Raw genomic sequence first — 21,118 nt, 5'->3', positions numbered from 1 at the left:
ATAATTAGCGTGATAATAAATATTATTGTAAAGTAATTAACTTTTGAGAAACCTGCACAATTACATATAGAACATGAAAACACTCGGAAAAAAAATCAGATTATTACGCCACCAAAAAGGTTGGAGCCAGGAGGATGTTGCAAAACGGTTGGATATTTCCATCCCTGCATTCTCCAAGATTGAAACCGGGATCACAGATATCAACCTTTCAAGGTTAGAGCAGATTGCTAACCTGTTTGAAATGACAGTAGTTCAGTTACTTACGTTTAATGATGCCGAACAGGACCAGAAATTTGTAAACGAGCTTGAAACTGTTAACAAACGCCTGATGGACCGTGAAACCGAAGTAATTGATTTACAGAAAAAAGTAATTGAATTATTTGAAGAACTTCGACATTCAAAAGTAATAGCATAAATCAATAGCCCGGAACAACCGGGCTATTTAAATTTATAGCGCATTGTTAAATGCTTTTTGCCAAAAGTGGCGCCAACGGCCTCGTGTATAGCGATCATTTTGTCGTTAAAATCTCCAACCCACGATAGTTCCAGTTCATCATAACGCTTTAAGGGCAATACATATTCTTTCAGTTTAATGAACATGCCCGATTCCAGGCCGTGTTTTTGAAATTTTTGCTTGGTGCCCATCACAATGGCTCGCATACGCGATACGCCTTTCCACCGGTAATATAAAAACTTTAATTTCCCGATCAGGTCAAGCTTGCCGTTAAGTGGTTTGATCATTTGGTTGGCATCGGGCAAAATGATCATGAACGACGCCGGTTCATTATCTACATAGGCAAACCAGATCAGGTTTTCATCCATCAGGGGTTTCATTTTAACAAAACTCTCCATAATGGTGCTATGCGTTATCGGTACAAAGTTTTCGAAATCTTTCCAGCCATCGTTATAAATTTCCATAAAATCGGCTGCGAAGTGCCCGATTTTTTTTGCCTCCAGGTGCCTGAAATCATATCCCGGCTTTTTAGCTACCCAGTTGGCTATCTTGGTAAACCTTTCCGGAAACGGTTTGTGCGCGTCGACATGGTTGGTGATCTGCGCGTATTGGGTAACAAAACCATAATCATCAAAAAAAGACTGGTAGTAGGGATGGTTATAGTTCATGCCGTACGATGGTTGGGTAAACCCTTCAACCAGTAAGCCCCAAAAATTATCGTTTTCGCCAAAATTGATGGGGCCGTCCATGGCTTCCATTCCCTGGCCCCGTAACCAGTTTTTGGCCGTATCAAACAGTAAAAAGGCGGCTTCCTTATCATTAATGCATTCAAAAAAGCCCATGCCCCCGGTAGGTTGCTCGTAGTTGTATGCTTTTTTTTCGTTAACGAAGGCTGCTACACGGCCTATAAGTTTTCCCGAGTTGTCAAGCAAGATCCAGCGGGTGCATTTGCCGTGCTGATGAAAATTGTTTTTTGCCGGATCAAAAACAGCTTCGATATCATTATCAAGCGGGCAAACCCAGTTATCGTCATTTTTATAAATGATGCGCGCCACATCCAAAAAAGCCTTTTTCGATTTTTTATCCTTTACTTCTTTTATAGTCATATGTTTTGCAAAAAGGGCCTAAAAAAAAAGCATTCAGCGGCATAGTCTGAATGCTTTATAAAATAAGTATATACTAACGATTAATAATCGTCTTCGTCCTCATCATCAAATGATTCAAAGCCACCACGGCCCAAATCGTCATCTAACGGTACGTCAAGGTCATCATCATCGTCATCAAATAACTTCTTTTTAGAAGATTGTGGCTCAAGATCGTCATCATCCTCATCGTTTTCTGAATCCTGGATCTTTTTAGTGTTCGGTTTCTTTGGCGCTCCCATTGTAATGGATTTTATAAATTAAACTTAATCAATAATAATAATTTAATCAGATAAGTGAAAAGCGTTTTTTAATCTTTATCCCTGCCGATTTAATAGTAAAAATAATGAAAATTGAATTTTTTTTAAAACAGAAATTAAAATTATTCAGATTGTTCGCCTATGCTGGCGGAAGTGTTTGTAAGCTCCTTAAGTTGAGGCAATTCGTTGATGCTGTTGATGCCAAAATAATCCATAAACAGGCTGCTGGTGCCGTAAAGGATGGGTTTTCCGATAGCTTCCGACTTCCCGACTATAGCTATCAGCTCTTTTTCGAGCAGTTTTTGGATCGAATAATCGCAGTTCACTCCCCTGATCTGTTCAATATCGGGCTTGGTTACCGGCTGCTTGTAGGCGATGATGGCCAGGGTCTCTAAGGCGGCCTGGCTCAGTTTTTTCTTTGACCGCTGAAGCTGCAGCAGGTTAATTACCTGGTGGTATTCTTTTTTGGTAAGGAACTGGTACCCGTTACCAATTTTTACCAATTCGATAGCCAGGCTATGGTGCTGATATTTTTCGTGAATGCGGTTAATCGCATCGGCAACTTCCTCATTAGCAAAATCGCGCTCGAAAGCGGCTTGCAAACAGTACATGATCTCCTCTAAACGGATAGCCTGCTCCGACGCGAAAATAAGGGCCTCTATGTATTGTTCCATTTTTAAGTCGGAAGTCTGAAGTTCTTAGTCGAAAATAGGTGACTGTACACCGTTTGCCTCTCGACTAAGAACTTCAGACTTGGTACTAATAGTTAATAACCTGTTCTTCAATTTCAACCGGTATTTCGCGCCAATCGTAACGTTGGGTGCGGAGCTGTGGTTCAAAACCGGCTTCTTTTATTGATTCCTGGATGCCTTTGGCGGTAAACCTGTGCGGGGCTCCGGCTGCCGATACCACATTTTCTTCAATCATGATCGAACCGAAATCATTAGCGCCGGCATGTAAGCATAACTGTGCCACCTGTTTACCAACGGTAAGCCATGAGGCCTGGATGTTTTTAATGTTAGGCAGCATAATACGGCTCAGGGCTATCATGCGGATATATTCATCGCCGGTTACGTTATTGGTAATGCCGCGTACTTTACGTAAAAGCGTACCGTCATCCTGGAAAGGCCATGGAATAAAGGCGATAAAGCCGTAATGGCCTTCAGGTTTTTCGGCTTGTACCTCGCGGATCCACACCAAATGTTCAAAACGCTCTTCAATAGTTTCGATATGGCCGAACATCATGGTGGCCGAGGTTGGCAAATTAAGCTGGTGGGCCGCCCGCATTACATCCAGCCATTCTTTGCCGCCGCATTTGCCTTTAGAAATTAAACGGCGTACACGATCGTTCAAAATTTCCGCCCCTGCACCGGGTAATGAATCCAAACCGGCTTCCTGCATGGCCCGTAATACCTCAATGTGCGCCATACCTTCAAGTTTGGCAACGTGTGCTATCTCCGGCGGACCTAATGAATGTAGCTTCAACTTAGGATAAAGCTGCTTGAGTTCGCGAAACAGGTCGGTGTAAAATTTTAAGCCCAGGTCAGGGTGATGGCCGCCCTGTAATAAAAGCTGGTCGCCGCCGTAGCGGAACGTTTCTTCTATTTTCTTTTTATAGGTTTCAATATCAGTAATATAGCTTTCCTCGTGCCCGGGGCGGCGAAAAAAGTTACAGAACTTACAATTGGCTATACAAACGTTGGTGGTGTTAACATTACGGTCAATTTGCCAGGTAACCTTGCCGTGCGGAACCTGTATTTTACGAAGTTCGTTGGCAGTGTACATTAACTCGGCAGTTGAGGCGTTGTTATACAGGTAAACGCCCTCTTCAAGCGTTAAAAAATCAAACCGCAACGCGCGCTGCAACAGATCGGCTGTATTCATATGCGCAAATATACGCAAGTTGGTAGCTTGATTTAGCCCTTGTTAAATAATTGACAAAAAAGTTAAAAAGCTTGTAGTAAAAGCCTAATGCAGAAAGCTTAAGGCTCAAAGCGCACCTCATTATAGCTTAAATTTATGCTTTTAGCCTTCAGCCTTTGGCTTTCAGCTTGTAGTAAAAGCCTGATGCAGATAGCTTAAGGCAGAAAGCATAAAACTCAAAGCCCTTCTCATTATTGCTCAGTTTCTGCTTTGGGCGTTCAGCCTTTGGCTTTCAGCTTTATAAAACCGTTTTTCCTTTTTCCAATCTCAAAACCTTATCAACGCTGTTGGGTATTTCATGCTGATAATGCGTTACATAAATCAATGTAACATTGCTCAGCCTGCAGATGGTATCAACCAGGTTTTTAAAATGCATTTGCTGATGGTCATCCATTCCCTGGCAGGGCTCATCAAATATCAGCAGTGGCGGGTTTTTGACCAGGGCACGGGCCAGCAAACAAAGTCGCTGGGCGCTTGCCGGCACATTTTTAAGTAAAGTGCGGGCGTATTGTTCAATTTCCAAAGCTTTCATCCACCGCAGGGCTATCTCGGCCTTTTCTTTGCTGCCTGGGCGGAACAGGCCTAAGGTATCGTAATAGCCCGATTCAATCACCTGTAAACAACTGTTATCGGTTGGAAAGTATTGGTGCAATTCGGGCGAAACAAAGCCTATCTTCTTTTTTATATCCCAAATGCTTTCGCCGGTGCCGCGTTTTTTATCAAACAAGATAATTTGGTTGGCATAGGCCTGCGGGTTATCGCCGTTTATTAAACTCAATAAGGTTGATTTACCTGAGCCATTAGGGCCCAACAAAGCCCAGCGTTCGCCGGGATTGATTTGCCAGTTGATGTTATCTAAAACTACTTTATCGCCATATTGGATATGAACCTGCTCCATTTTAACAATCAGGTTATAAGTAGCAGTGCTTTTATTGATATTGAGCAGCGTGTTCAGCTCATCGGTTGCTATCCAGTCTGTTTTATCCCCTTCAAAAAGTTCGGGTTTAAAATCTTCAATTTTACTTTCATGTACAATAGCGCCTTTGTTTAACACCGCAACATGGGTAATAACTGCCGGGATTTCATGTACGGAAGTAGCCATGATGATGCTTATACCCGAAGCAGCTATTTGCTTAATAATATTGTTAAACTTTTCGCGTGTTTTTACATCCAGCCCTGTTAACGGGTTATCCAACATCAACAATACCGGGTTTTTAAGCAGCGAGGCAGCTATCATCAGGCGCTTTGTTTCGCCGTTTGATAGCTTGATGATCTGTTTATCCAACAATTCATCAAGCCGTAAAAGCCTGCTTACTTTTTCAACAGTCCAGAAAGCCTCTGTACTCCCTGAATGTTTTGCCGCGTTAAGGTGGTCGGCAACGGTTAACGCATCTTCAGAATCAGATGAGTTATAACGTTGCTGGTAATAAAAGTCGGTAGTGTTTGATAGGTTCCTGAAATGGTGGCGGGGTTCAACCAACGCTATCATTTTATGCGGTGTAGTTACCTCTCCGGTGTTAGCCTTGCTTGCGGCTTCATCCCAAAAGTGATAACGGATGTTTCCTCCGGTAATATTAAAGCGCCCTGCTATGGTTTGTAGCAGGGCGCTCTTGCCCGATCCGCTTTCGCCCACAAGTGCCCAGTTTTCGCCTTTTTTTATTTCAAAACTTAAACCGTTAAAAAGTGTGGCGTTTAAATATCGTACGGTGGCTTTATCTATAGAGAGTATTTTATGGAGCATATTATAACAGCGGTGCAGGGCGTAAATGTAATAATCTGCTTCAAAACCGGCCAAATTTTTTGATGTTTCGCCGGTAAACTCTTTAATAGGTTAGGCTGTGCGCTTAAGCGTTTCAAGGCTTTGCGCGGCAACAAGGTCGGCGGCTTTTTTATTAAGCCTGTTCCACGTCACAAAATCGGCAATTTTACCTTTTACCAGGTTTTTACAACTTTTATCAGGACAAGTAATAGTCCATATTTGTTTACGCTGCTCTACTTGCGGGCGTTTTCCGCATTTAATACAATTTTCGCAAGGAAAATTAGGTTGTATCTGTAATACCATGTTAAATAAATAAATGTTATAAAATCGAAAACAAAACACGTGCCCATTAAGGGGTAATCATGTGTAATACCAAAAAAAAATTAACTTTATGTTAGTGTTTATAATGGTATTAATAGTAAATGGTTAACCTGTGGTTTGTTTTTTTATTTTTAGGTTATTTAATTTAAGAGGCTTAATGGTAAGGTATCCCGATTGCAAAGTGATGCTATTTGAATACGAAGCCTGTTTTTTATTGATACTTATTGTATACGTTTCTATACATCCGTAATTTCATTTTTTTAAGTAAGTACAAAAAACGGTTTGATAATGATAGTTTAGGCTAAAGGCCTGATTATTGATAAATACTGTCAACTTAATGACCGGCTTCAACCCGCATTAAACTTTATCAACTCATAAACAATCAACCATGAAAAACTTACATTTTTTATTAGTAGCCTTAATGTTATTTACGTTGAGCAGTTGCTCGGTCATCACCGGGATTTTCAAGGCCGGGGCTATTACCGGTGTTATCGCTGTTGTGATCATTATCGCCGTCATTATCTGGCTCATATCCCTTTTTCGTGGCAGGAGTTAATTTTTCTAAATTGGATAGTTTTTATATAATTAATTAAACAAATCTTCACTCACAGGGTTGGTATATAAAAACATCTAATCATGGAAAATACACAAGCAACTGTAGAAATTTTAAATGATCTGGTACAGATCAACAACGACAGGATTGAAGGCTATCAACGCGCCTCGAAAGATTTGAAAGATGAGCATGCTGATCTGAAATCACTTTTTACAAGGCTTATCGGTCAAAGCCAGGGATATAAACTTGTCCTGGCTACCGAAGTAAGCGCACTTGGAAAGGATATTGAAACCGGCACAACCACCAGCGGTAAAATCCATAGGGTATGGCTCGATGTTAAGGCCGCCTTTACCGGGCATGATACGCATGATATTTTGGAGGAATGCGAATTTGGCGAAGATGCCATCCTGAAAGCATATCGTACCGCGCTTGAAGACGAAAACCTGCCAGCATACCTGCGCGAAACTGTTAGTCAGCAGGAAAGCGAATTACTGGAGTCGCATGATCAGATCAAGGCGCTGCGTGATAGCGTTCAATAAAATTGAAAGTTTTTAGGGAAACGGGAGGGGGCTCAATAGGGCCTCCTCTTTTTTTATAACTGTTAATTAACGTTAACGGATATTAATTTCCAGCTGTTCTTTTCGGCCCAGTCACCTTCTGTATACTGCATTTTAACTTCCCATACAGATTTTTCCATTTTGCCGCTGCCGTTTTCAATTTTAACCCACGAGGTGATGTTGTAAACGCCGGTTGCCGTATCAATAAGTGAAGTTTCAGGTGTGTTGGCAAATACTGCTTTTTCAGGTTGTTTAAGCCTGTCCTTTACAAAATTCCTGGCCATATTATAAGCTTCGGTTTTGGTAGGCTTACGGTTAATATGTACAGTGCTGTTTTTGCTGATGCCCAGAATGATGATGATAACGGCTAAGCTAAAGGCTATGGTAAAAATTGTTGCTGTGCGGATATGAGGGTGTTTGTGCCAGTTGGTGTTTTTACGTTCCTCGTCGCTCAGTGAATTCCATTCAGAATATTTCATAATTTATCGCTTACCACATTAAGCGATAAAGCATAAAATTGTTTGCCGGGTAAAGGGCAAAAAAAATGCTCCCGATAAATCAGAAGCATTTTTTCTAAAAAATTTCCCGGTTAAGGAGAAGTTATTTTTTAGTTGAATCTTTTTTAGTTGAATCAGCAACAGTTTTAGCAGAATCAGCAGTAGTTTTAGCAGAATCAGCAGTCATTTTAGCAGAATCAGCAGTCATTTTAGCAGAATCAGCTTTAGTTGAATCAGCAGAAGAAGCTGAAGATGAACCTTTACAAGCAGCGAAAGAAGCAGCGATAGCTAAAGCTAAAAAGCCTAATTTGAAGTTTTTCATTTTTTAAATTTTTTAATAAGTGATTTAATAGTTTACACCTTAATACCGTAAATGAAAAAAGGTAACCCATAATTTTAAATAAATTTTCAAAAAAAATTATGGGTAGCCTTTTTTGTTGATAATCAGGCAAAAAAACGATGCAAAAGAAATAAAAATTTTATTAAATCACTACGGGTGACCGCAACAACGGTTATTTTTTTACAGAATCTTTCCGCACTGTATCGACTCCTGTTTTAGTTGTATCCCCGCTTTTCGCGGTATCAACAATGTTTTTTCCAGTGTCTACCGGGTTTTTAGATGAATTTTTACCCGTGCCATTCGGGTCGCAGGCGGTAAATGAAAATAAACCGGCAATAGCCAATGCAAGTAAACCTGATTTGAGTGAATTTTTCATGCTCTTAAATTTAAAAAGTTAATTTTTGGGAGTTTTTATAGCTTAATACCGGCTTTATGAAAGAGGTAACCTGCAAAAAAAATATAAATTAATTCGGGCTAACTAAGGGTTACCTTATTAAAACGGGCGGTATTAAGTGTAAATTTGTCGCAACGGGATGTGGCTTTAAACCTAAACCGAAAATGTCATCTGTGTGTTATCAGATGACATTTATTTTAATTTTTTTGAGATTGATGGGTTACAATTTCGCCTAAATAGTATTAAGAGTGAATAAAGACTTAAAAGCTTCGGCACCAACAGACAGCGAGATCGTACTTGGGATACTGAATAACTCGGAAGTGGTATTGAGAAGATTGTATACAGCGTACTTCCCGATGATCTTACAGTTGATCATCAATAATAACGGCGACGAAGACGATGCCAAGGATATTTACCAGGAAGCGATCATAGTTCTTTACAATAAAATTAAATCGGGCGATTTTGAGCTTAACAGTAAGCTTAAAACCTATATATACTCTGTTTGCCGCAGGCTTTGGCTCAAGCGCTTAAGCCAGATGAACAGGTACGGAGGCGATATCAGGGATTTTGAAGAGCATTTGCCCGTTGAAGAAGAAGTAGACGACCATAGTGACAGGGATATACAGTTTGGTAAGATGGAGAGCGCGCTCCGGTTATTAGGCGAACCCTGTAAAACCATTATGGAAGATTTTTATATCAAAAACAGATCGATGCAGGAGATTTGTGAACGGTTTGGCTATACCAATGCTGATAATGCCAAAACCCAGAAATATAAATGCCTGCAAAGGCTGAAGAAATTGTTTTTTCAGCAAAAGTAAAGGACCGAGAGATGAGTGATAACCAGATTACCCAGTTTATTGAGCGTTACCTTGACGGCAGCATGACCGCCGCAGAACGTACCGAGTTTGAATTGCTCAGGAAAAATGATGCTGCTATTGAAAGCAAGTTTGCCGAACATGTGCAGTTTATAGCTTTAATGAAGCAATACGGCGAACGCCTGGAACTTGAAAAACGCCTCAACGCTATTCATGATGAGATTGATGTGCATGCCCTGAAAGAAGAATTGACCATCCACCCGGTGTGGATTGTACGTATGTGGCGTAACCATCATTCAAAAATTTCGGTAGCTGCCTCGGTGCTGATATTTGCGGTTTTAAGTATTTTAATTGTTACCGGTAAACTAAGTAGCGATAAATCGAGATACGAGGAGTTGAGCCAGAAAATCAATACTATTGACCATAAGGTTAAAATTATTGGTGCAGGCGCCCGCACCCCCGTGAAACCTAAAGCACTCGCGTCTGCTCCTGCCAATTTCAGGGGTACAGGTTTTGCCTTAACATCAAACGGCTATCTTGTTACCGATTACCATGTGATAAAAAACGCTGATTCGGTGTATGTACAAAATGCTGCCGGAGAATCTTTTCATGCGAAGGTGATTTACACCGAGCCCCAGTATGATTTGGCCATATTACAGATCAATGATTCGACGTTTAAAAACCTTGGTCCTGTACCATATAATGTAAAAAAGGCCGAGAGCGATTTGGGTGAAAATGTTTACACCTCAGGTTATCCTGGCGATAATGTGGTTTATGGTTACGGTGCTTTAACATCGGCAGCCAATTACGCTGGCGATACCACCGAATACATGGTATCCATCCCGGTAAACCCGGGTAACAGCGGAGGCCCGTTGCTTGATGAAAAAGGGAATGTTATAGGTATACTAACCGCCCGTCAAACACAAATGGCAGGTGCGGCTTTCGCTAAAAAGTCGATATACCTTTTAAAAACTATTCAGAATATTCCTACAGATTCATTATCGAGAACATTGAACCTGAACAATAAAAACACGCTTGCCGGTTTAAATCGCAAACAACAGCTTAAAAAGCTTAAAAACTACGTGTTTATGGTTAAAGTTTATAACCAGTAATAATTAGCCCATACCAATAAAAATTAATAATTAAGTGAGAGGGGAGACGCTGAGAGGTGTTTCCCTTTTTTTGTCTGAATCAGAATTTACAGGATTTGAGAATTTTCAGGATGGGTTAAGCCAATCAGTCTAAGTCTCTATACTTTAAAAATTAATAAATTCTGATTCACTACCTGTCCACCTCCCCCAAAACAAAATCAATTGAGCCCACAATCGCTATTAAATCGGCAATTAAAATACCTTTGGCCAACTCCGGAAGCACTGAAAGGTTATTGAAACTTGGTCCGCGGGATTTTACCCGGGTTGGAATTTCTGATTTTCCGTCGGTTATAAAATAGAAGCCCAGTTCGCCTTTGGCGCCTTCGCAACGAACGTAATAGTCCTGTGCTTTCGGGATGGTTTTGCGGGGCATTTTGGCGCGCGGGTCAAAATCGGGTGTACGTTTCAGTTCTTTTTGCAGGCGGTCCAGGCATTGCTCAACTATGCGTAACGACTGCTCAATTTCATCAATACGCACCTTATATCGGTCCCAGCAATCGCCAACTTTACCCATTAAACCTTTACCAACGGGAATTTCAAAATCAATTTCGGGATAGGCCGAGTAATTATCGATCCGGCGCAAATCCCATTTCAAACCCGAAGCCCTCAACATCGGGCCTGAGCAGCCATAGTTGATGGCTACATCCAGCGGCAATACGCCAACATTGGCTGTACGTGATATAAATACCTGATTGTCTGTAAGCAGTTGGTTAAGCTCAACCATTTTAGGCTTAAAGTAGTCTACAAATTCGCGGCAACGCTCTTCAAAACCAACCGGCAAATCGTAAAACAAGCCGCCAACCCAAATATAGTTATACAGCATGCGCGAACCTGATGCCCACTCCAGCATGCCCATAATATGCTCCCTGTCGCGAAAACACCAAAGGAATGGGGTAAAGGCGCCAATATCAATGCCATAAGTACCGATAGCTATCAGGTGCGACGCGATGCGGTTGAGTTCACAAACCAATACGCGGATGTATTCAACCCGTTTGGGGATCTCTTTATCAATTCCCATCATCCGCTCAACCCCCATCACAAAGGCATGGCTGTTGTTCATTGAGGCCAGGTAGTCGAGCCTGTCGGTAAACGGAATTGTTTGCTGGTAGGTTAATGATTCGGCGTGTTTTTCAAAACAACGGTGCAGGTAACCAATGTGAGGGATAACTTCTTTTACTATTTCGCCATCGGTAATCAGCTCAAGGCGCAATACACCATGGGTTGAGGGGTGCTGAGGCCCCATGTTAAGTACCATATCCTCAACACTGGCCTCGGCTATTTTTTTATTGTACCTGATGAGGGCTTCTTCGTATTTGGAATTTGTGATAACCAATTTAATCTCCGGTTAAATGAATACCCGGCATATAGCACTTTGTACGATGTGCCGGATATCAAAAATCAGTTTTTTTTTTCAATTATCCGGCTTTTTAAGCTTTAAATTGATCAGGAGCGGGTAATTATTTAACGGTCGAACGATCTGTTATTTTGCTGATCTGTGTAGCTACCCAGGCGTAACTATACATAGCAATGGCTTTGGCTTTGCTGTCGCGGCTTTTAAAGGTCCATACATCCTTCATAAATTCCTTATGGTTTTTATTGTTCAGGCTATCAAAAGCAACCGAGATTGTTGGCGTTAAAGAATAGGCCGAATGCCAGGTGCCAAAAGGGATAAACAACGTTTCGCCGGGGCCAACCACAAAATGGATAGGCGTGGCATCTTTATATTTAGGGTATTTTTCGTAATCGGGTTCAAATATATTAAGTTCAGAGCGCCACGGGTCATCAGGGCGGGGATATAACATGTCTTCCTGTCCGCGTGGAAATACCGTAAAACGCTTTTCGCCATAAAGCTGGGTGATCCAGGCATTCAGGTGGTAATAATCAATATGCATATACGGGAACCTGCCGCCCGGGCCGCCAACAAACAACTCAATAGCCCCGCCCCATTTGCCGATATTGAACATTTTGTTACGCAGCCAGTTTGGCGACGCGTAGTTCAGGTCCAGGGGATCCAGAAGGGGCATCAACTCCGGTAGGGTGGATGGAATATCGAAGATCATGGGGTAGGGCGCGGGCTTATCTTCTGTGCTGGCCTCCACCATATCCATTACCTGTTTCATGGTGTAGGTTGTACCGCGCACATCCGTTTTACGATCGGGATAATTTTCACGGAACCAGTCAGGAGAGAAGAGCCCGTTTGCCTTCCAAACTTTAGCAGCCTTGGTAAATACCAGCGGAATGCCGGGTTTATAATGCTCTTCAATAAATTCTTCGTAGGTGATGTTATCTCTCCTGATGATATCCATAGTTTATAAGTTAGGGTGATACAATCTTACTAAAAAGATTTTATTAAACTAACCTGATTCTATGGCATAAAATTTTTGTTCCAGCAGGGTCTCTCGCAGAGGCACTTGATGGATCCGTATGCAACCAACGCTCTGAAACCGCCCGGCGAATTGGAAAGCCTCAGGGTACTCTATGAGAGCCCCTGAGGAGACTGGAATATGGCATAAAATTTTTGTTCCATCAGGGTCTCTCGCAGAGGCACTTGATGGATCCGTATGCAACCAACGCTCTGAAACCGCCCGGCGAATTGTCTCCTCAGGGTCCTCTATGAGAGACCCAGAGGAGACAGGAACGCCTTGAAACCGCCCGGTAAATTGGAAAGCCTCAGGGTCCTCTATGAGAGACCCTGAGGAGACTGAAAAAAAAATGAAATGAAAAAGGCGCGAAAACGCGCCTCGAATTAAAAAATCTTAAATTCAGTCTATCCTGATGCCTTTGTAATATTCGGCGTTTTTATAATCTTTTCTTAATGGAAATCCCTCCCAGTCATCAGGCAACAAGATCCGGCGCAGGTCGGGGTGACCTTCAAAATAAATTCCTAACAGGTCGTATGCTTCACGCTCATGCCAGTCGGCAGTGCGGTAAACATGGTTGATGCTTAAAAACTCGGGCAGGGCAGCACTTTCCTTATCGTGCGGCTTGCTTATTTTTAAGGTAAGCTGTGTTTTGTAGGGAATGGAGGCCAGGTGATAAACCACTCCATAACGGTTGGTGTCATCATTATAATGAACTCCTGTAATACTCGACAGGAAATCGAAATATGTTTTAGGGTTGTCGCGCAATTCGAGGCATACCGAAGCTATATCATCGGGGTTGATGAGTAAGGCCGGTTGTAAACCATTGGTTTGCTCGCCAACAATCACACCATCGCCAAATTTTTCTGTCAGCAGCTTTTTAACGTCTTCAAAACTCATGGTGCAAGGCGTACTTTTTTCCAGGATTTTTTATCGGTTTTTTTATACAGTATGCGGTCATGCATGCGGCTCGGGCGGCCTTGCCAAAACTCAATAAGCTGGGGTTTTAATATATAACCTCCCCAATAAGATGGTTTGGGTACTTCTTTATCGGCATATTCGGCTTCCAGTTCGTTCCATTTTTGCTCAAGGCTTTCCCTGTTGTCAATTTCCTGGCTTTGCGGAGACGCAAGGGCGCCAACTTGGCTGCCTTTTGGGCGCGAGTGGAAATATTGTTCCGATTCTTCTTTGCTTACTTTTTCGATAGTACCTTCAATCCGCACCTGGCGCTCCAGGCCGGGCCAAAAAAAGGTTAAAGCACCATGCGGGTTTTTAGCAATTTCTTTACCCTTACGGCTAAGGTAATTGGTAAAAAACATAAAGCCATCTTTATTAAACCCTTTTAAAAGCACAATACGGGCCGATGGTTTGCCGGTAATTGTGGCCGTTGCAAGTGTCATAGCATTGGGTTCATGTAATTTTGCCTCCAATGCTTCGTTAAACCATTGTTCAAACTGTTTTATGGGATCGGCTTTTGTTGTATTTTCCGATAGCGTAGACGCGCTGTAATCCTGCCTTAAATTTTGTAGTTCCTGCTGATTCATTATAATGCAAACTTACAAATTAATTAAACCGTATATAATGATGTAAATCATTATATGCAATTGAACATATTTTTACTATGCTTGTTGTGTAATTTAAAAGCTAAACTTTATGCTGAGTCCAATATCGGCCGCGGCAGGCCATTTGCTTATTTCGGAACCATTTATGATGGATCCCAACTTTAAACGATCGGTAATTATTTTAACAGAATACACTGAAGACGGTGCCATGGGCTTTATCCTGAACCACCAGAGCGACTATTTATTAGGCGATGTGCTGCCCGACGTTTCTTACTCAGAAATTGCGGTTTACCAGGGAGGCCCTGTTGCGAAAAATACCCTGCACTTTATCCACTGCGCTCCCCATAAAATTGATGATGGTATTGAAATAGCCAAGGGCCTGTATTGGGGTGGTGATTTTGAACAGGTGAAGCAACTGGTATCCAACTATCAGTTAGGCCCCGGCGAGATCAAGTTTTTTGCCGGTTACTCCGGCTGGACACCGCAGCAGCTTGACGAGGAAATTAAAGAAGACAGCTGGATAGTGGCCGATAAATTTGATGTGGCAAGCCTGTTTAACCTTGATGAGCAGGAATTGTGGAAACACGTAGTGGTTAATCTCGGCCAGCGCTACGCTCACATCGCCAATTTTCCGGAAAACCCGGCTCTTAATTAGAGAGATTAGAGGTTGGAGATTAGGCAGCATATCATTAAACAAATAAGGTCGCGATTTATCCGCGACCTTATTTGTTTACGAGTTTTTTCCATCAGACAACTAATCTCTGACCGCCAACCTCTAATCTCTATTCCCCCTCCATTTCCCTTGCCGACTCTTCAACTTTCTTTTTGAGGTTTTCTTTAAAATCGATGAGGTTTTTTACAAGGTATTCGTCGGCGGTTGACAGGATTTGAGCCGCCAGGATACCCGCGTTTTTAGCCGCGTTCAACGCTACCGTGGCAACCGGGATGCCGTTAGGCATTTGCAGGATAGATAGAATAGAATCCCAGCCATCGATGGAGTTACTTGATTTTACAGGCACGCCAATCACCGGCAAATGTGTTAAAGAGGCTACCATGCCAGGTAAGTGAGCTGCACCGCCGGCACCGGCAATGATCACTTTAATACCACGATCGGCAGCTGCGCGGGCATAACTGAACATCCTGTCGGGCGTGCGATGGGCCGACACTACGGTTATTTCGTATGCAACGCCTAATTCGGTTAAAACGTCGGCAGCATCCTGCATTACATTTAAATCGGACTTGCTGCCCATTATAATGGCGACTTTTGTACTCATAGTTGGTTTATAGTTCATAGATCATGGTTCATTGTTCATGGGAAGACAGCCTAAATCGAGTTTTTGAGCGCTGTGATCATTTTTACCAATACTTCATAATCGGCGTATAAATCTTTAAATTTTTCTTCAGCGATATAAATACGTCTTTTTGCAATAAAAAGACAGCTTACAACTTCAATAGCAGATCTTAAGGAGTATCCTAAAAATACTTTGAAAACAGCTTTGCTTTGGCCCGTAGAACCCTCGGCTATATTCAATACAACGGAATCTGCAGCGCGTTTTACTTGCGATGTTAAGATATAAATTTCTTCTTTTGGAAAGGTTTTTGTTAATTGGTTTATTTGCTCATCAAGATCCATAGCTTTATGCCACACCTGAAGTTCTTCAAATCTAAATGCCATTTTTTCTATGAACTATGATCTATGAACCATGAACTAATTAACTTATTACTTTTAAAGTTTTCTGTACAAATTTAGCTTTCTCAATAGCTTTCTCTCTATCAGCATCAACGATAGTAACGTGGCCCATCTTGCGGAAAGGCTTTGTTAAAGCTTTACCATAAAGATGAACATATACTCCCGGCACTTTCAAAACTTTTTCAATCCCCTGGTAAACAGCGGGACCCTCGTAACCGGCTTCGCCTAAAACGTTTACCATGATGGCATTATTTAAACAAGCGGTATCACCCAAAGGCTGGTTAAATATTGCCCTTAAATGCTGCTCAAACTGCGATACCACGTTACCTTCAATAGTCTGGTGACCACTGTTGTGCGGGCGTGGGGCCAATTCATTAACCAATATGCGGCCTTGTTTATCCAAAAACATTTCAACCGCCAGTAAGCCTACAATTCTAAGGCTGTCCGCAATTTTTTTCGCTATCTGCTCGGCTTTTTGCTGAACTTCGAACGGCAGGGTTGATGGCGCTATCAAAAACTCAACCAGGTTTGCCTTGGGGTTAAACTCCATTTCAACCATCGGGAAAGTGCTGATCTCTCCGTTTTCGTTACGCGCTACTATTACGGCAATTTCCTTTTCAAAATCAATCCATTGCTCAATCAGGCTCGGTTCTTTAAATGCTCCGGCCAGGTAGCTGTCATCAATTACTTTATAAACCCCTTTGCCATCATAACCATCTTTACGCAGTTTCTGGATATATGGAAAAGGGATTAAGCTTTGTTGCAGTTGTTGCGGCGAGGTAATGATCTGGAAATCGGCAGTTGGGATATCGTTCTCCTTAAAAAACTGCTTTTGCAGGCCCTTATCCTGAATCAGGCGGATCACGCGCGATTGCGGGTACACCAATACACCTTCTTTTTCCAGTTGCTCAAGCGCGTCAACGTTAACTTTCTCTATTTCAATCGTCAACAGGTCAACGGTTTTACCGAAGTTGTAAACGGTTTCATAATCGCCCAATGATCCAATGGTAAACTCATCGCATAGCTTACGGCATGGCGCTTCGCGGTCGGGATCAAGTATTTTAACAGTAACGTTATAATTGATGGCTTGCTGTATCAGCATGCGGCCTAACTGACCGCCGCCTAAAATGCCCAGTTTTAAGTCTCCGTAAAATGCTTTCATATTTTTTGAAGATGCAAGTTTAGCCTAAATCTTTTAAAAAGCCTATAAAATCAACGTTTAAAACCCCGTTTTCGGGTCATCAGGTAATAAAATACACTATGAACAATGATAAAAGTTACACCGGTGATAAAGTAAAGCGCCTTATTTTGAGTACTTAATTGGTCAAGCCTGAAAGTTGTGATCAGGAACACCACCGATCCGGCGTAATAAAGCACCAGGCGGATAGATAAGTTGTTGTAATACGCCGGATTAGCTAAAAAAAGAGTAGGCAGGCTCATTACAAAAATGATAATATTTAAAAAAGCTACGCTTTCGCTTAGTGATGGTAAAATGCTTTTCAGATCCTCACCCAGGCCTTTGTTTTGCATGGCGTAATAGGCACAACTTACCAGGATGGATATGATTGCTGAAAAAAGAAACGTTTTAAAAAGCTGCCTTGCAATTGGCTTCATAATGATTTTGATTTAATAAGTACCGCCGGTCCCCGGCTTTTAAATATGCAAATTAACGTATAGGCAGCCAAAATGCGCTAATCGCAATGTCACAAATTGTTGGCACGCCAACGGCAAGATCGCTTTTAATGCGTCACAAAGATTATCGTATATATAGATTGAAAATTTTTACACGATTTGTTACGAATTATCGAATTACACGAATGCTATAGTAATCGAAATTGACCGTTCGTGTAATTCTTTTAAAAAAGATCAATTTCTAAAAAATTCTTGATACGATTTCTAAGAAGTAGCAATGACTATGAAATACTGAAGTAGGTGTAGCATTTGAGACGGACGTCAATCTTTACGTTTTAAGTTTGTAATCTCTTGCTATCTTTACACCATTTATGAAAGTATCCGGTTTTACCTTTATCAGGAACGCTGTACGTAACGATTACCCTATTGTTGAAGCCATCACTTCTATATTACCCCTCTGCGATGAATTTATCGTTGTGGTGGGCAATTCAGATGATGGTACCCGCGGGTTGATTGAAGGCATCAATTCGCCTGTTATAAAAATTATCGATTCTGTTTGGGACGAGTCGTTGAGAGAAGGAGGGAAGGTATTTGCGGTAGAAACCGATAAGGCTTTTGCGGCGATCTCGCCGGATGCCGACTGGTGCTTTTATATCCAGGGCGATGAAATGGTGCACGAAAAGTACCATCCGCTGATAAAAAATGAGCTGCAGGAGGCTTTGAACAAGCCCAATATTGAAGGCTTGCTGTTTAAATACCTGCACTTTTATGGTTCGTACGATTATTATGGCCATTCGAGGCGTTGGTACCGTCGCGAAATCCGCCTGCTCAAAAACATAAAAGGCGTCCATTCTTACCGCGATGCACAGGGCTTCAGGCTGAACGACCGCAAGATCAGGGTAAAGCTTATAGATGCCTATATTTACCACTACGGTTGGGCAAAACCCCCTAAGGGCTTAAGCAACAAAGTGCGCAATTTTAACCAGTTTTATCACGGCCAGGACTGGGTAGAGCAGCACATGCCCGAAACTTACGAATTTGATTACGGCAATGCCGACAGGCTCATCCGCTTTACCGGCACACACCCGCAGCCCATCCAAAAACGCATCGCCGCCACCAACTGGAATGTTGATTTTGATCCGAAGAAATTAAAAAATGGGATGAGCTTTCGCCGGAAGCTCCTGCAAAAGATTGAGGATTTAACAGGTTGGCGGGTTAGCGAGTATAAAAATTATAAGATAGTTGAGCGGTAGCCTCCCAACACGTCATTGCGAGGTACGAAGTAATCGCGGACTATACAGGGCGGACTTGCCTGCTTGCGATTGCTTCGTACCTCGCAATGACGTCGTGGAGATAACGGGGGCGTGAAGCAAATCAAATCAACGTAATCACACAAACCAACGGTTATAGATTCTGCGCAATCACAAAGCCGCTTGCCCAGGCCCACTGAAAGTTGTACCCCCCAAGCCAGCCGGTAACGTCCACACATTCGCCGCCGAAAAATAAACCGGGCACTTTTTTAGCTTCCAGTGTTTTTGATGATAGTTCGTCTGTAGCTACCCCGCCGCGCATCACTTCGGCCTTATCATATCCTTTATCGCCGGCCGGTTTCACTTTAAACTCATGGATCAGTGCGCTGATTTCTTCAATATCGGTTTTGGTTAACGATGCCAGGTTTTTTTCTGCCGGTAACCTATCGCTTAAGGCTTCGGCAAATTTGCGGGTGTACAAACCGGCTATAAAAGCCAAAAGCATCCTTTTGCCATTGGCTTCCCGTTCCTGCTTAATCAGTTCGGCAATGTTTTGGTTTGGGAGCAGATCAATGTAAATAACTTCGCCGGGTTTCCAATAGGATGAGATCTGCAAAATTGCCGGTCCGCTCAGGCCCCAGTGGGTAAAAAGGATATTTTCTTCAAAGCTGGCCCTGTCGTTCCAAACCCGGCAAAAAACACTATTCCCGGATAATTGCTCGTACCATGGCTGGTCTTTGCCCGTAATAGTAAGCGGTACCAGCGCGGGAGCAGTATCTATAATTTGCATCCCGAAATTGCGCGCGGTGCGTAACCCAAAATCTGTAGCTCCCATTTTGGGGATAGGCAGGCCGCCTGCAGCCATTACCACGCTCGGCGCACTGATATATTCCTGCTTGCCGTTTACTTCGGCACGCACGGTAAAAATGCCTTCAGTTTTTTCAACCGCTTTTACCTCCGCATTTAACCAGATTTCCTGGCCCAGATCATCGCAAAGATTTGTAAAAACTTCTACCACGTCCTTCGCTTTATCGCTTACGGGGAAAAGCTGGCCTAAAGTTTTTTCCTTTCCGCTGATGCCATAGGTTTCGAAAAAACTGATGGTGTCATCAACCGTCCATTGCGAAAAGGCCGATTTACAAAAGTGCGGGTTTTGCGATATAAACTGCTGATCTGTAGCGTACAAGTTGGTGTAGTTGCAACGCCCGCCGCCGCTGATGAGGATTTTCGCGCCCACGCGGTCGTTTTTTTCCAGAATCAGTACGCGTTTGCCTAAAAAGCCGGCCTGCACGGCGCACATGAGGCCGCATGCCCCCCCGCCAATTATTATAGCGTCGAAATCTGTTTGTTTTACTAAATTTGTACTCATGACGGATGTTTCGCAAATATCAGAATTTGGAAAGATACTCATCTTTATTATCACCGGGATAATCATGGTGTGCGTGATATTTTTTATCAACAGGCTTCTGGCCCCCCGCAACCCCAACCCCGAAAAACTCAGTTCGTACGAATGCGGTGAAGAGCCTACAGGCAATGCCTGGTTGCCTTTTAATCCGCGCTTTTATGTTATAGCGCTGATTTTTTTGCTGTTTGATGTAGAGATGGTTTTCATTTTTCCGTGGGCAACGGTATTTGGCAGCCATGAAATTGCCGCGCAGGATGCCCGCTGGGGATGGCTTTCGCTTACCGAGATGTTTGTGTTTTTAGGCATCCTGATACTGGGCCTGGTTTATGTTTGGAAAAAGGGCGACCTGGACTGGATCAAACCAACCCCGGTAGTGCCGCAAACCGGCGTGAACATTCCCGCCTCAATGTATGAGCAACTAAATCAGGAGCAAGGCAACTACACCATTAAAGCCTTCAACGCCGAACAGGTGACTGTAGCTGCTACTGCCACTGCCACTCCTGCAGCTCCCCCCACAACCGAGCCGCGCAAACCCATGTTTAAACCCGCCTTTAAAAAGCCAAGCAATGAATAACGATATAACCAGCGAAAACGGTGGCATAGTGATAACCAAAATGAACGATTTGCTTAACTGGGCGCGTTTATCATCCTTGTGGCCCTTAAGCTTTGGCATAGCCTGCTGTGCTATTGAGATGATGGGTTCGATGGCTTCTACTTATGATCTCGACCGTTTTGGTGTATTTCCGCGGCCTTCAGCCCGCCAGGCCGATGTTATTATCATTGCCGGTACCGTTACCTTCAAAATGGCCGAGCGTATTAAACGCCTATACGAGCAAATGCCCGATCCTAAATATGTTATCTCGATGGGCTCATGCTCCAATTGCGGCGGCCCTTACTGGCAGCACGGTTACCACGTGGTAAAAGGAGTTGACCGGGTAATACCTGTAGATGTATACGTTCAAGGCTGCCCACCAAGGCCGGAAGCGTTGATTGGGGCTATTTTGGAGTTGCAAAAGAAAATTGAAACAGAACAGTTGATCAAAGCTTAATCAC

The 21,118-nt window shown here is 42.8% G+C and carries 27 protein-coding genes; 9 read left to right on the top strand and 18 right to left on the bottom strand.

The features are described 5' to 3' along the window. The first annotated feature begins 73 nt into the window (after window positions 1–73). Window positions 74–415, top strand: a complete 342-nt coding sequence (locus LX99_RS16070) for a helix-turn-helix domain-containing protein (protein ID WP_109608781.1) — start codon at window positions 74–76, stop codon at window positions 413–415. Between the two features lie 23 nt (window positions 416–438). Here LX99_RS16070 and LX99_RS16065 read toward each other — a convergent pair whose 3' ends face one another. The 6 genes from LX99_RS16065 to LX99_RS16040 all read right to left on the bottom strand — a co-directional run bounded on the left by LX99_RS16065 (window position 439) and on the right by LX99_RS16040 (window position 5,841). Then, entirely contained in the window at window positions 439–1,560 is a 1,122-nt protein-coding gene (locus LX99_RS16065; protein ID WP_109608780.1) for an N-acetyltransferase, read from the bottom strand. 80 nt (window positions 1,561–1,640) lie between these two features. Then, the gene (locus tag LX99_RS16060) at window positions 1,641–1,838 is read right to left on the bottom strand and encodes a hypothetical protein (RefSeq protein ID WP_022832111.1); all 198 of its coding nucleotides are present in this window, start codon (window positions 1,836–1,838) and stop codon (window positions 1,641–1,643) included. Window positions 1,839–1,978: 140 nt separating this feature from the next. Then, window positions 1,979–2,530, bottom strand: a complete 552-nt coding sequence (gene scpB, locus LX99_RS16055; RefSeq protein WP_109608779.1) for an SMC-Scp complex subunit ScpB — start codon at window positions 2,528–2,530, stop codon at window positions 1,979–1,981. 85 nt (window positions 2,531–2,615) lie between these two features. Further along, window positions 2,616–3,740: a cyclic dehypoxanthinyl futalosine synthase gene (gene mqnC / locus LX99_RS16050; protein ID WP_109608778.1), complete on the bottom strand. Its 1,125-nt coding sequence runs from the start codon at window positions 3,738–3,740 to the stop codon at window positions 2,616–2,618. 277 nt (window positions 3,741–4,017) lie between these two features. Further along, a complete protein-coding gene (locus tag LX99_RS16045; RefSeq protein ID WP_109608835.1) occupies window positions 4,018–5,520 on the bottom strand; it encodes an ATP-binding cassette domain-containing protein in 1,503 nt (500 codons plus the stop codon). Between the two features lie 90 nt (window positions 5,521–5,610). Beyond that, complete coding sequence (locus tag LX99_RS16040; protein ID WP_022832208.1) at window positions 5,611–5,841, bottom strand: hypothetical protein; 231 nt, start codon at window positions 5,839–5,841, stop codon at window positions 5,611–5,613. 406 nt (window positions 5,842–6,247) lie between these two features. Here LX99_RS16040 and LX99_RS25735 point away from each other — a divergent pair, with 406 nt between their 5' ends. Next, complete coding sequence (locus LX99_RS25735) at window positions 6,248–6,415, top strand: hypothetical protein (protein WP_170122724.1); 168 nt, start codon at window positions 6,248–6,250, stop codon at window positions 6,413–6,415. Between the two features lie 80 nt (window positions 6,416–6,495). After that, the gene (locus tag LX99_RS16035; RefSeq protein WP_109608777.1) at window positions 6,496–6,951 is read left to right on the top strand and encodes a PA2169 family four-helix-bundle protein; all 456 of its coding nucleotides are present in this window, start codon (window positions 6,496–6,498) and stop codon (window positions 6,949–6,951) included. A gap of 62 nt (window positions 6,952–7,013) precedes the next feature. Here LX99_RS16035 and LX99_RS16030 read toward each other — a convergent pair whose 3' ends face one another. The 3 genes from LX99_RS16030 to LX99_RS16020 form a co-directional block, all read right to left on the bottom strand. Then, a complete protein-coding gene (locus tag LX99_RS16030; RefSeq protein ID WP_109608776.1) occupies window positions 7,014–7,448 on the bottom strand; it encodes a hypothetical protein in 435 nt (144 codons plus the stop codon). A 121-nt stretch (window positions 7,449–7,569) separates the two neighbouring features. Next, window positions 7,570–7,788 carry a hypothetical protein gene (locus LX99_RS16025; RefSeq protein WP_109608775.1) on the bottom strand — a complete coding sequence of 73 codons (219 nt, stop codon included), beginning with the start codon at window positions 7,786–7,788 and terminating at the stop codon, window positions 7,570–7,572. A 190-nt stretch (window positions 7,789–7,978) separates the two neighbouring features. Continuing rightward, a complete protein-coding gene (locus tag LX99_RS16020; protein WP_109608774.1) occupies window positions 7,979–8,182 on the bottom strand; it encodes a hypothetical protein in 204 nt (67 codons plus the stop codon). Window positions 8,183–8,448: 266 nt separating this feature from the next. Between LX99_RS16020 and LX99_RS16015 the strand changes: the two genes are divergently transcribed. Next, the gene (locus LX99_RS16015; protein ID WP_109608773.1) at window positions 8,449–9,018 is read left to right on the top strand and encodes an RNA polymerase sigma factor; all 570 of its coding nucleotides are present in this window, start codon (window positions 8,449–8,451) and stop codon (window positions 9,016–9,018) included. After that, window positions 8,976–10,127 (top strand): S1C family serine protease, encoded by a 1,152-nt coding sequence (locus LX99_RS16010; protein ID WP_245927940.1) that lies wholly within the window; start codon window positions 8,976–8,978, stop codon window positions 10,125–10,127. The genes LX99_RS16015 and LX99_RS16010 overlap by 43 nt, the downstream gene beginning before the upstream one ends. Window positions 10,128–10,296: 169 nt before the next feature. Here LX99_RS16010 and LX99_RS16005 read toward each other — a convergent pair whose 3' ends face one another. From LX99_RS16005 to pdxH, 4 genes are all read right to left on the bottom strand, one after another. Further along, complete coding sequence (locus tag LX99_RS16005; RefSeq protein ID WP_245927945.1) at window positions 10,297–11,421, bottom strand: NADH-quinone oxidoreductase subunit D; 1,125 nt, start codon at window positions 11,419–11,421, stop codon at window positions 10,297–10,299. 202 nt (window positions 11,422–11,623) lie between these two features. Beyond that, window positions 11,624–12,472, bottom strand: a complete 849-nt coding sequence (locus LX99_RS16000; protein ID WP_109608771.1) for a cupin-like domain-containing protein — start codon at window positions 12,470–12,472, stop codon at window positions 11,624–11,626. A 456-nt stretch (window positions 12,473–12,928) separates the two neighbouring features. After that, window positions 12,929–13,426 carry an NADH-quinone oxidoreductase subunit C gene (locus LX99_RS15995; RefSeq protein ID WP_022829793.1) on the bottom strand — a complete coding sequence of 166 codons (498 nt, stop codon included), beginning with the start codon at window positions 13,424–13,426 and terminating at the stop codon, window positions 12,929–12,931. Continuing rightward, a complete protein-coding gene (gene pdxH / locus LX99_RS15990; RefSeq protein WP_407937408.1) occupies window positions 13,423–14,076 on the bottom strand; it encodes a pyridoxamine 5'-phosphate oxidase in 654 nt (217 codons plus the stop codon). Before pdxH ends, LX99_RS15995 begins: the two co-directional genes overlap by 4 nt. Before the next feature lie 103 nt (window positions 14,077–14,179). Here pdxH and LX99_RS15985 point away from each other — a divergent pair, with 103 nt between their 5' ends. Then, window positions 14,180–14,743: a YqgE/AlgH family protein gene (locus tag LX99_RS15985; protein ID WP_022829795.1), complete on the top strand. Its 564-nt coding sequence runs from the start codon at window positions 14,180–14,182 to the stop codon at window positions 14,741–14,743. A gap of 127 nt (window positions 14,744–14,870) precedes the next feature. On the opposite strand, the gene purE is transcribed toward LX99_RS15985, so the two are convergent. Genes purE through LX99_RS15965 form a run of 4 tightly spaced genes read right to left on the bottom strand, consistent with a single transcriptional unit; the run spans window position 14,871 to window position 17,392 of the window. After that, window positions 14,871–15,362 (bottom strand): 5-(carboxyamino)imidazole ribonucleotide mutase, encoded by a 492-nt coding sequence (gene purE, locus LX99_RS15980; RefSeq protein WP_109608833.1) that lies wholly within the window; start codon window positions 15,360–15,362, stop codon window positions 14,871–14,873. 50 nt (window positions 15,363–15,412) lie between these two features. Continuing rightward, the gene (locus tag LX99_RS15975) at window positions 15,413–15,763 is read right to left on the bottom strand and encodes a four helix bundle protein (RefSeq protein WP_109608770.1); all 351 of its coding nucleotides are present in this window, start codon (window positions 15,761–15,763) and stop codon (window positions 15,413–15,415) included. A 37-nt stretch (window positions 15,764–15,800) separates the two neighbouring features. Further along, window positions 15,801–16,940, bottom strand: a complete 1,140-nt coding sequence (locus LX99_RS15970) for a 5-(carboxyamino)imidazole ribonucleotide synthase (protein ID WP_109608769.1) — start codon at window positions 16,938–16,940, stop codon at window positions 15,801–15,803. A 50-nt stretch (window positions 16,941–16,990) separates the two neighbouring features. After that, window positions 16,991–17,392: a hypothetical protein gene (locus LX99_RS15965; protein WP_109608768.1), complete on the bottom strand. Its 402-nt coding sequence runs from the start codon at window positions 17,390–17,392 to the stop codon at window positions 16,991–16,993. Window positions 17,393–17,781: 389 nt separating this feature from the next. Between LX99_RS15965 and LX99_RS15960 the strand changes: the two genes are divergently transcribed. Beyond that, the gene (locus LX99_RS15960; protein WP_109608767.1) at window positions 17,782–18,663 is read left to right on the top strand and encodes a glycosyltransferase family protein; all 882 of its coding nucleotides are present in this window, start codon (window positions 17,782–17,784) and stop codon (window positions 18,661–18,663) included. 151 nt (window positions 18,664–18,814) lie between these two features. Here LX99_RS15960 and LX99_RS15955 read toward each other — a convergent pair whose 3' ends face one another. Further along, a complete protein-coding gene (locus tag LX99_RS15955) occupies window positions 18,815–20,029 on the bottom strand; it encodes a BaiN/RdsA family NAD(P)/FAD-dependent oxidoreductase (RefSeq protein WP_109608766.1) in 1,215 nt (404 codons plus the stop codon). Here LX99_RS15955 and LX99_RS15950 point away from each other — a divergent pair. Next, the gene (locus LX99_RS15950) at window positions 20,028–20,639 is read left to right on the top strand and encodes an NADH-quinone oxidoreductase subunit A (protein WP_022829800.1); all 612 of its coding nucleotides are present in this window, start codon (window positions 20,028–20,030) and stop codon (window positions 20,637–20,639) included. The two genes, LX99_RS15955 and LX99_RS15950, sit on opposite strands and share 2 nt — an antisense overlap. Then, window positions 20,632–21,114: an NADH-quinone oxidoreductase subunit B gene (locus LX99_RS15945; protein WP_109608765.1), complete on the top strand. Its 483-nt coding sequence runs from the start codon at window positions 20,632–20,634 to the stop codon at window positions 21,112–21,114. The genes LX99_RS15950 and LX99_RS15945 overlap by 8 nt, the downstream gene beginning before the upstream one ends. Window positions 21,115–21,118: the final 4 nt, after the last annotated feature.

This window comes from Mucilaginibacter oryzae (assembly GCF_003148845.1).
Taxonomy (GTDB): Bacteria; Bacteroidota; Bacteroidia; order Sphingobacteriales; family Sphingobacteriaceae; genus Mucilaginibacter; species Mucilaginibacter oryzae.
The sequence above is the reverse complement of the archived record's forward strand: the minus strand, read 5'-3'. Positions and strand labels throughout refer to the sequence as shown.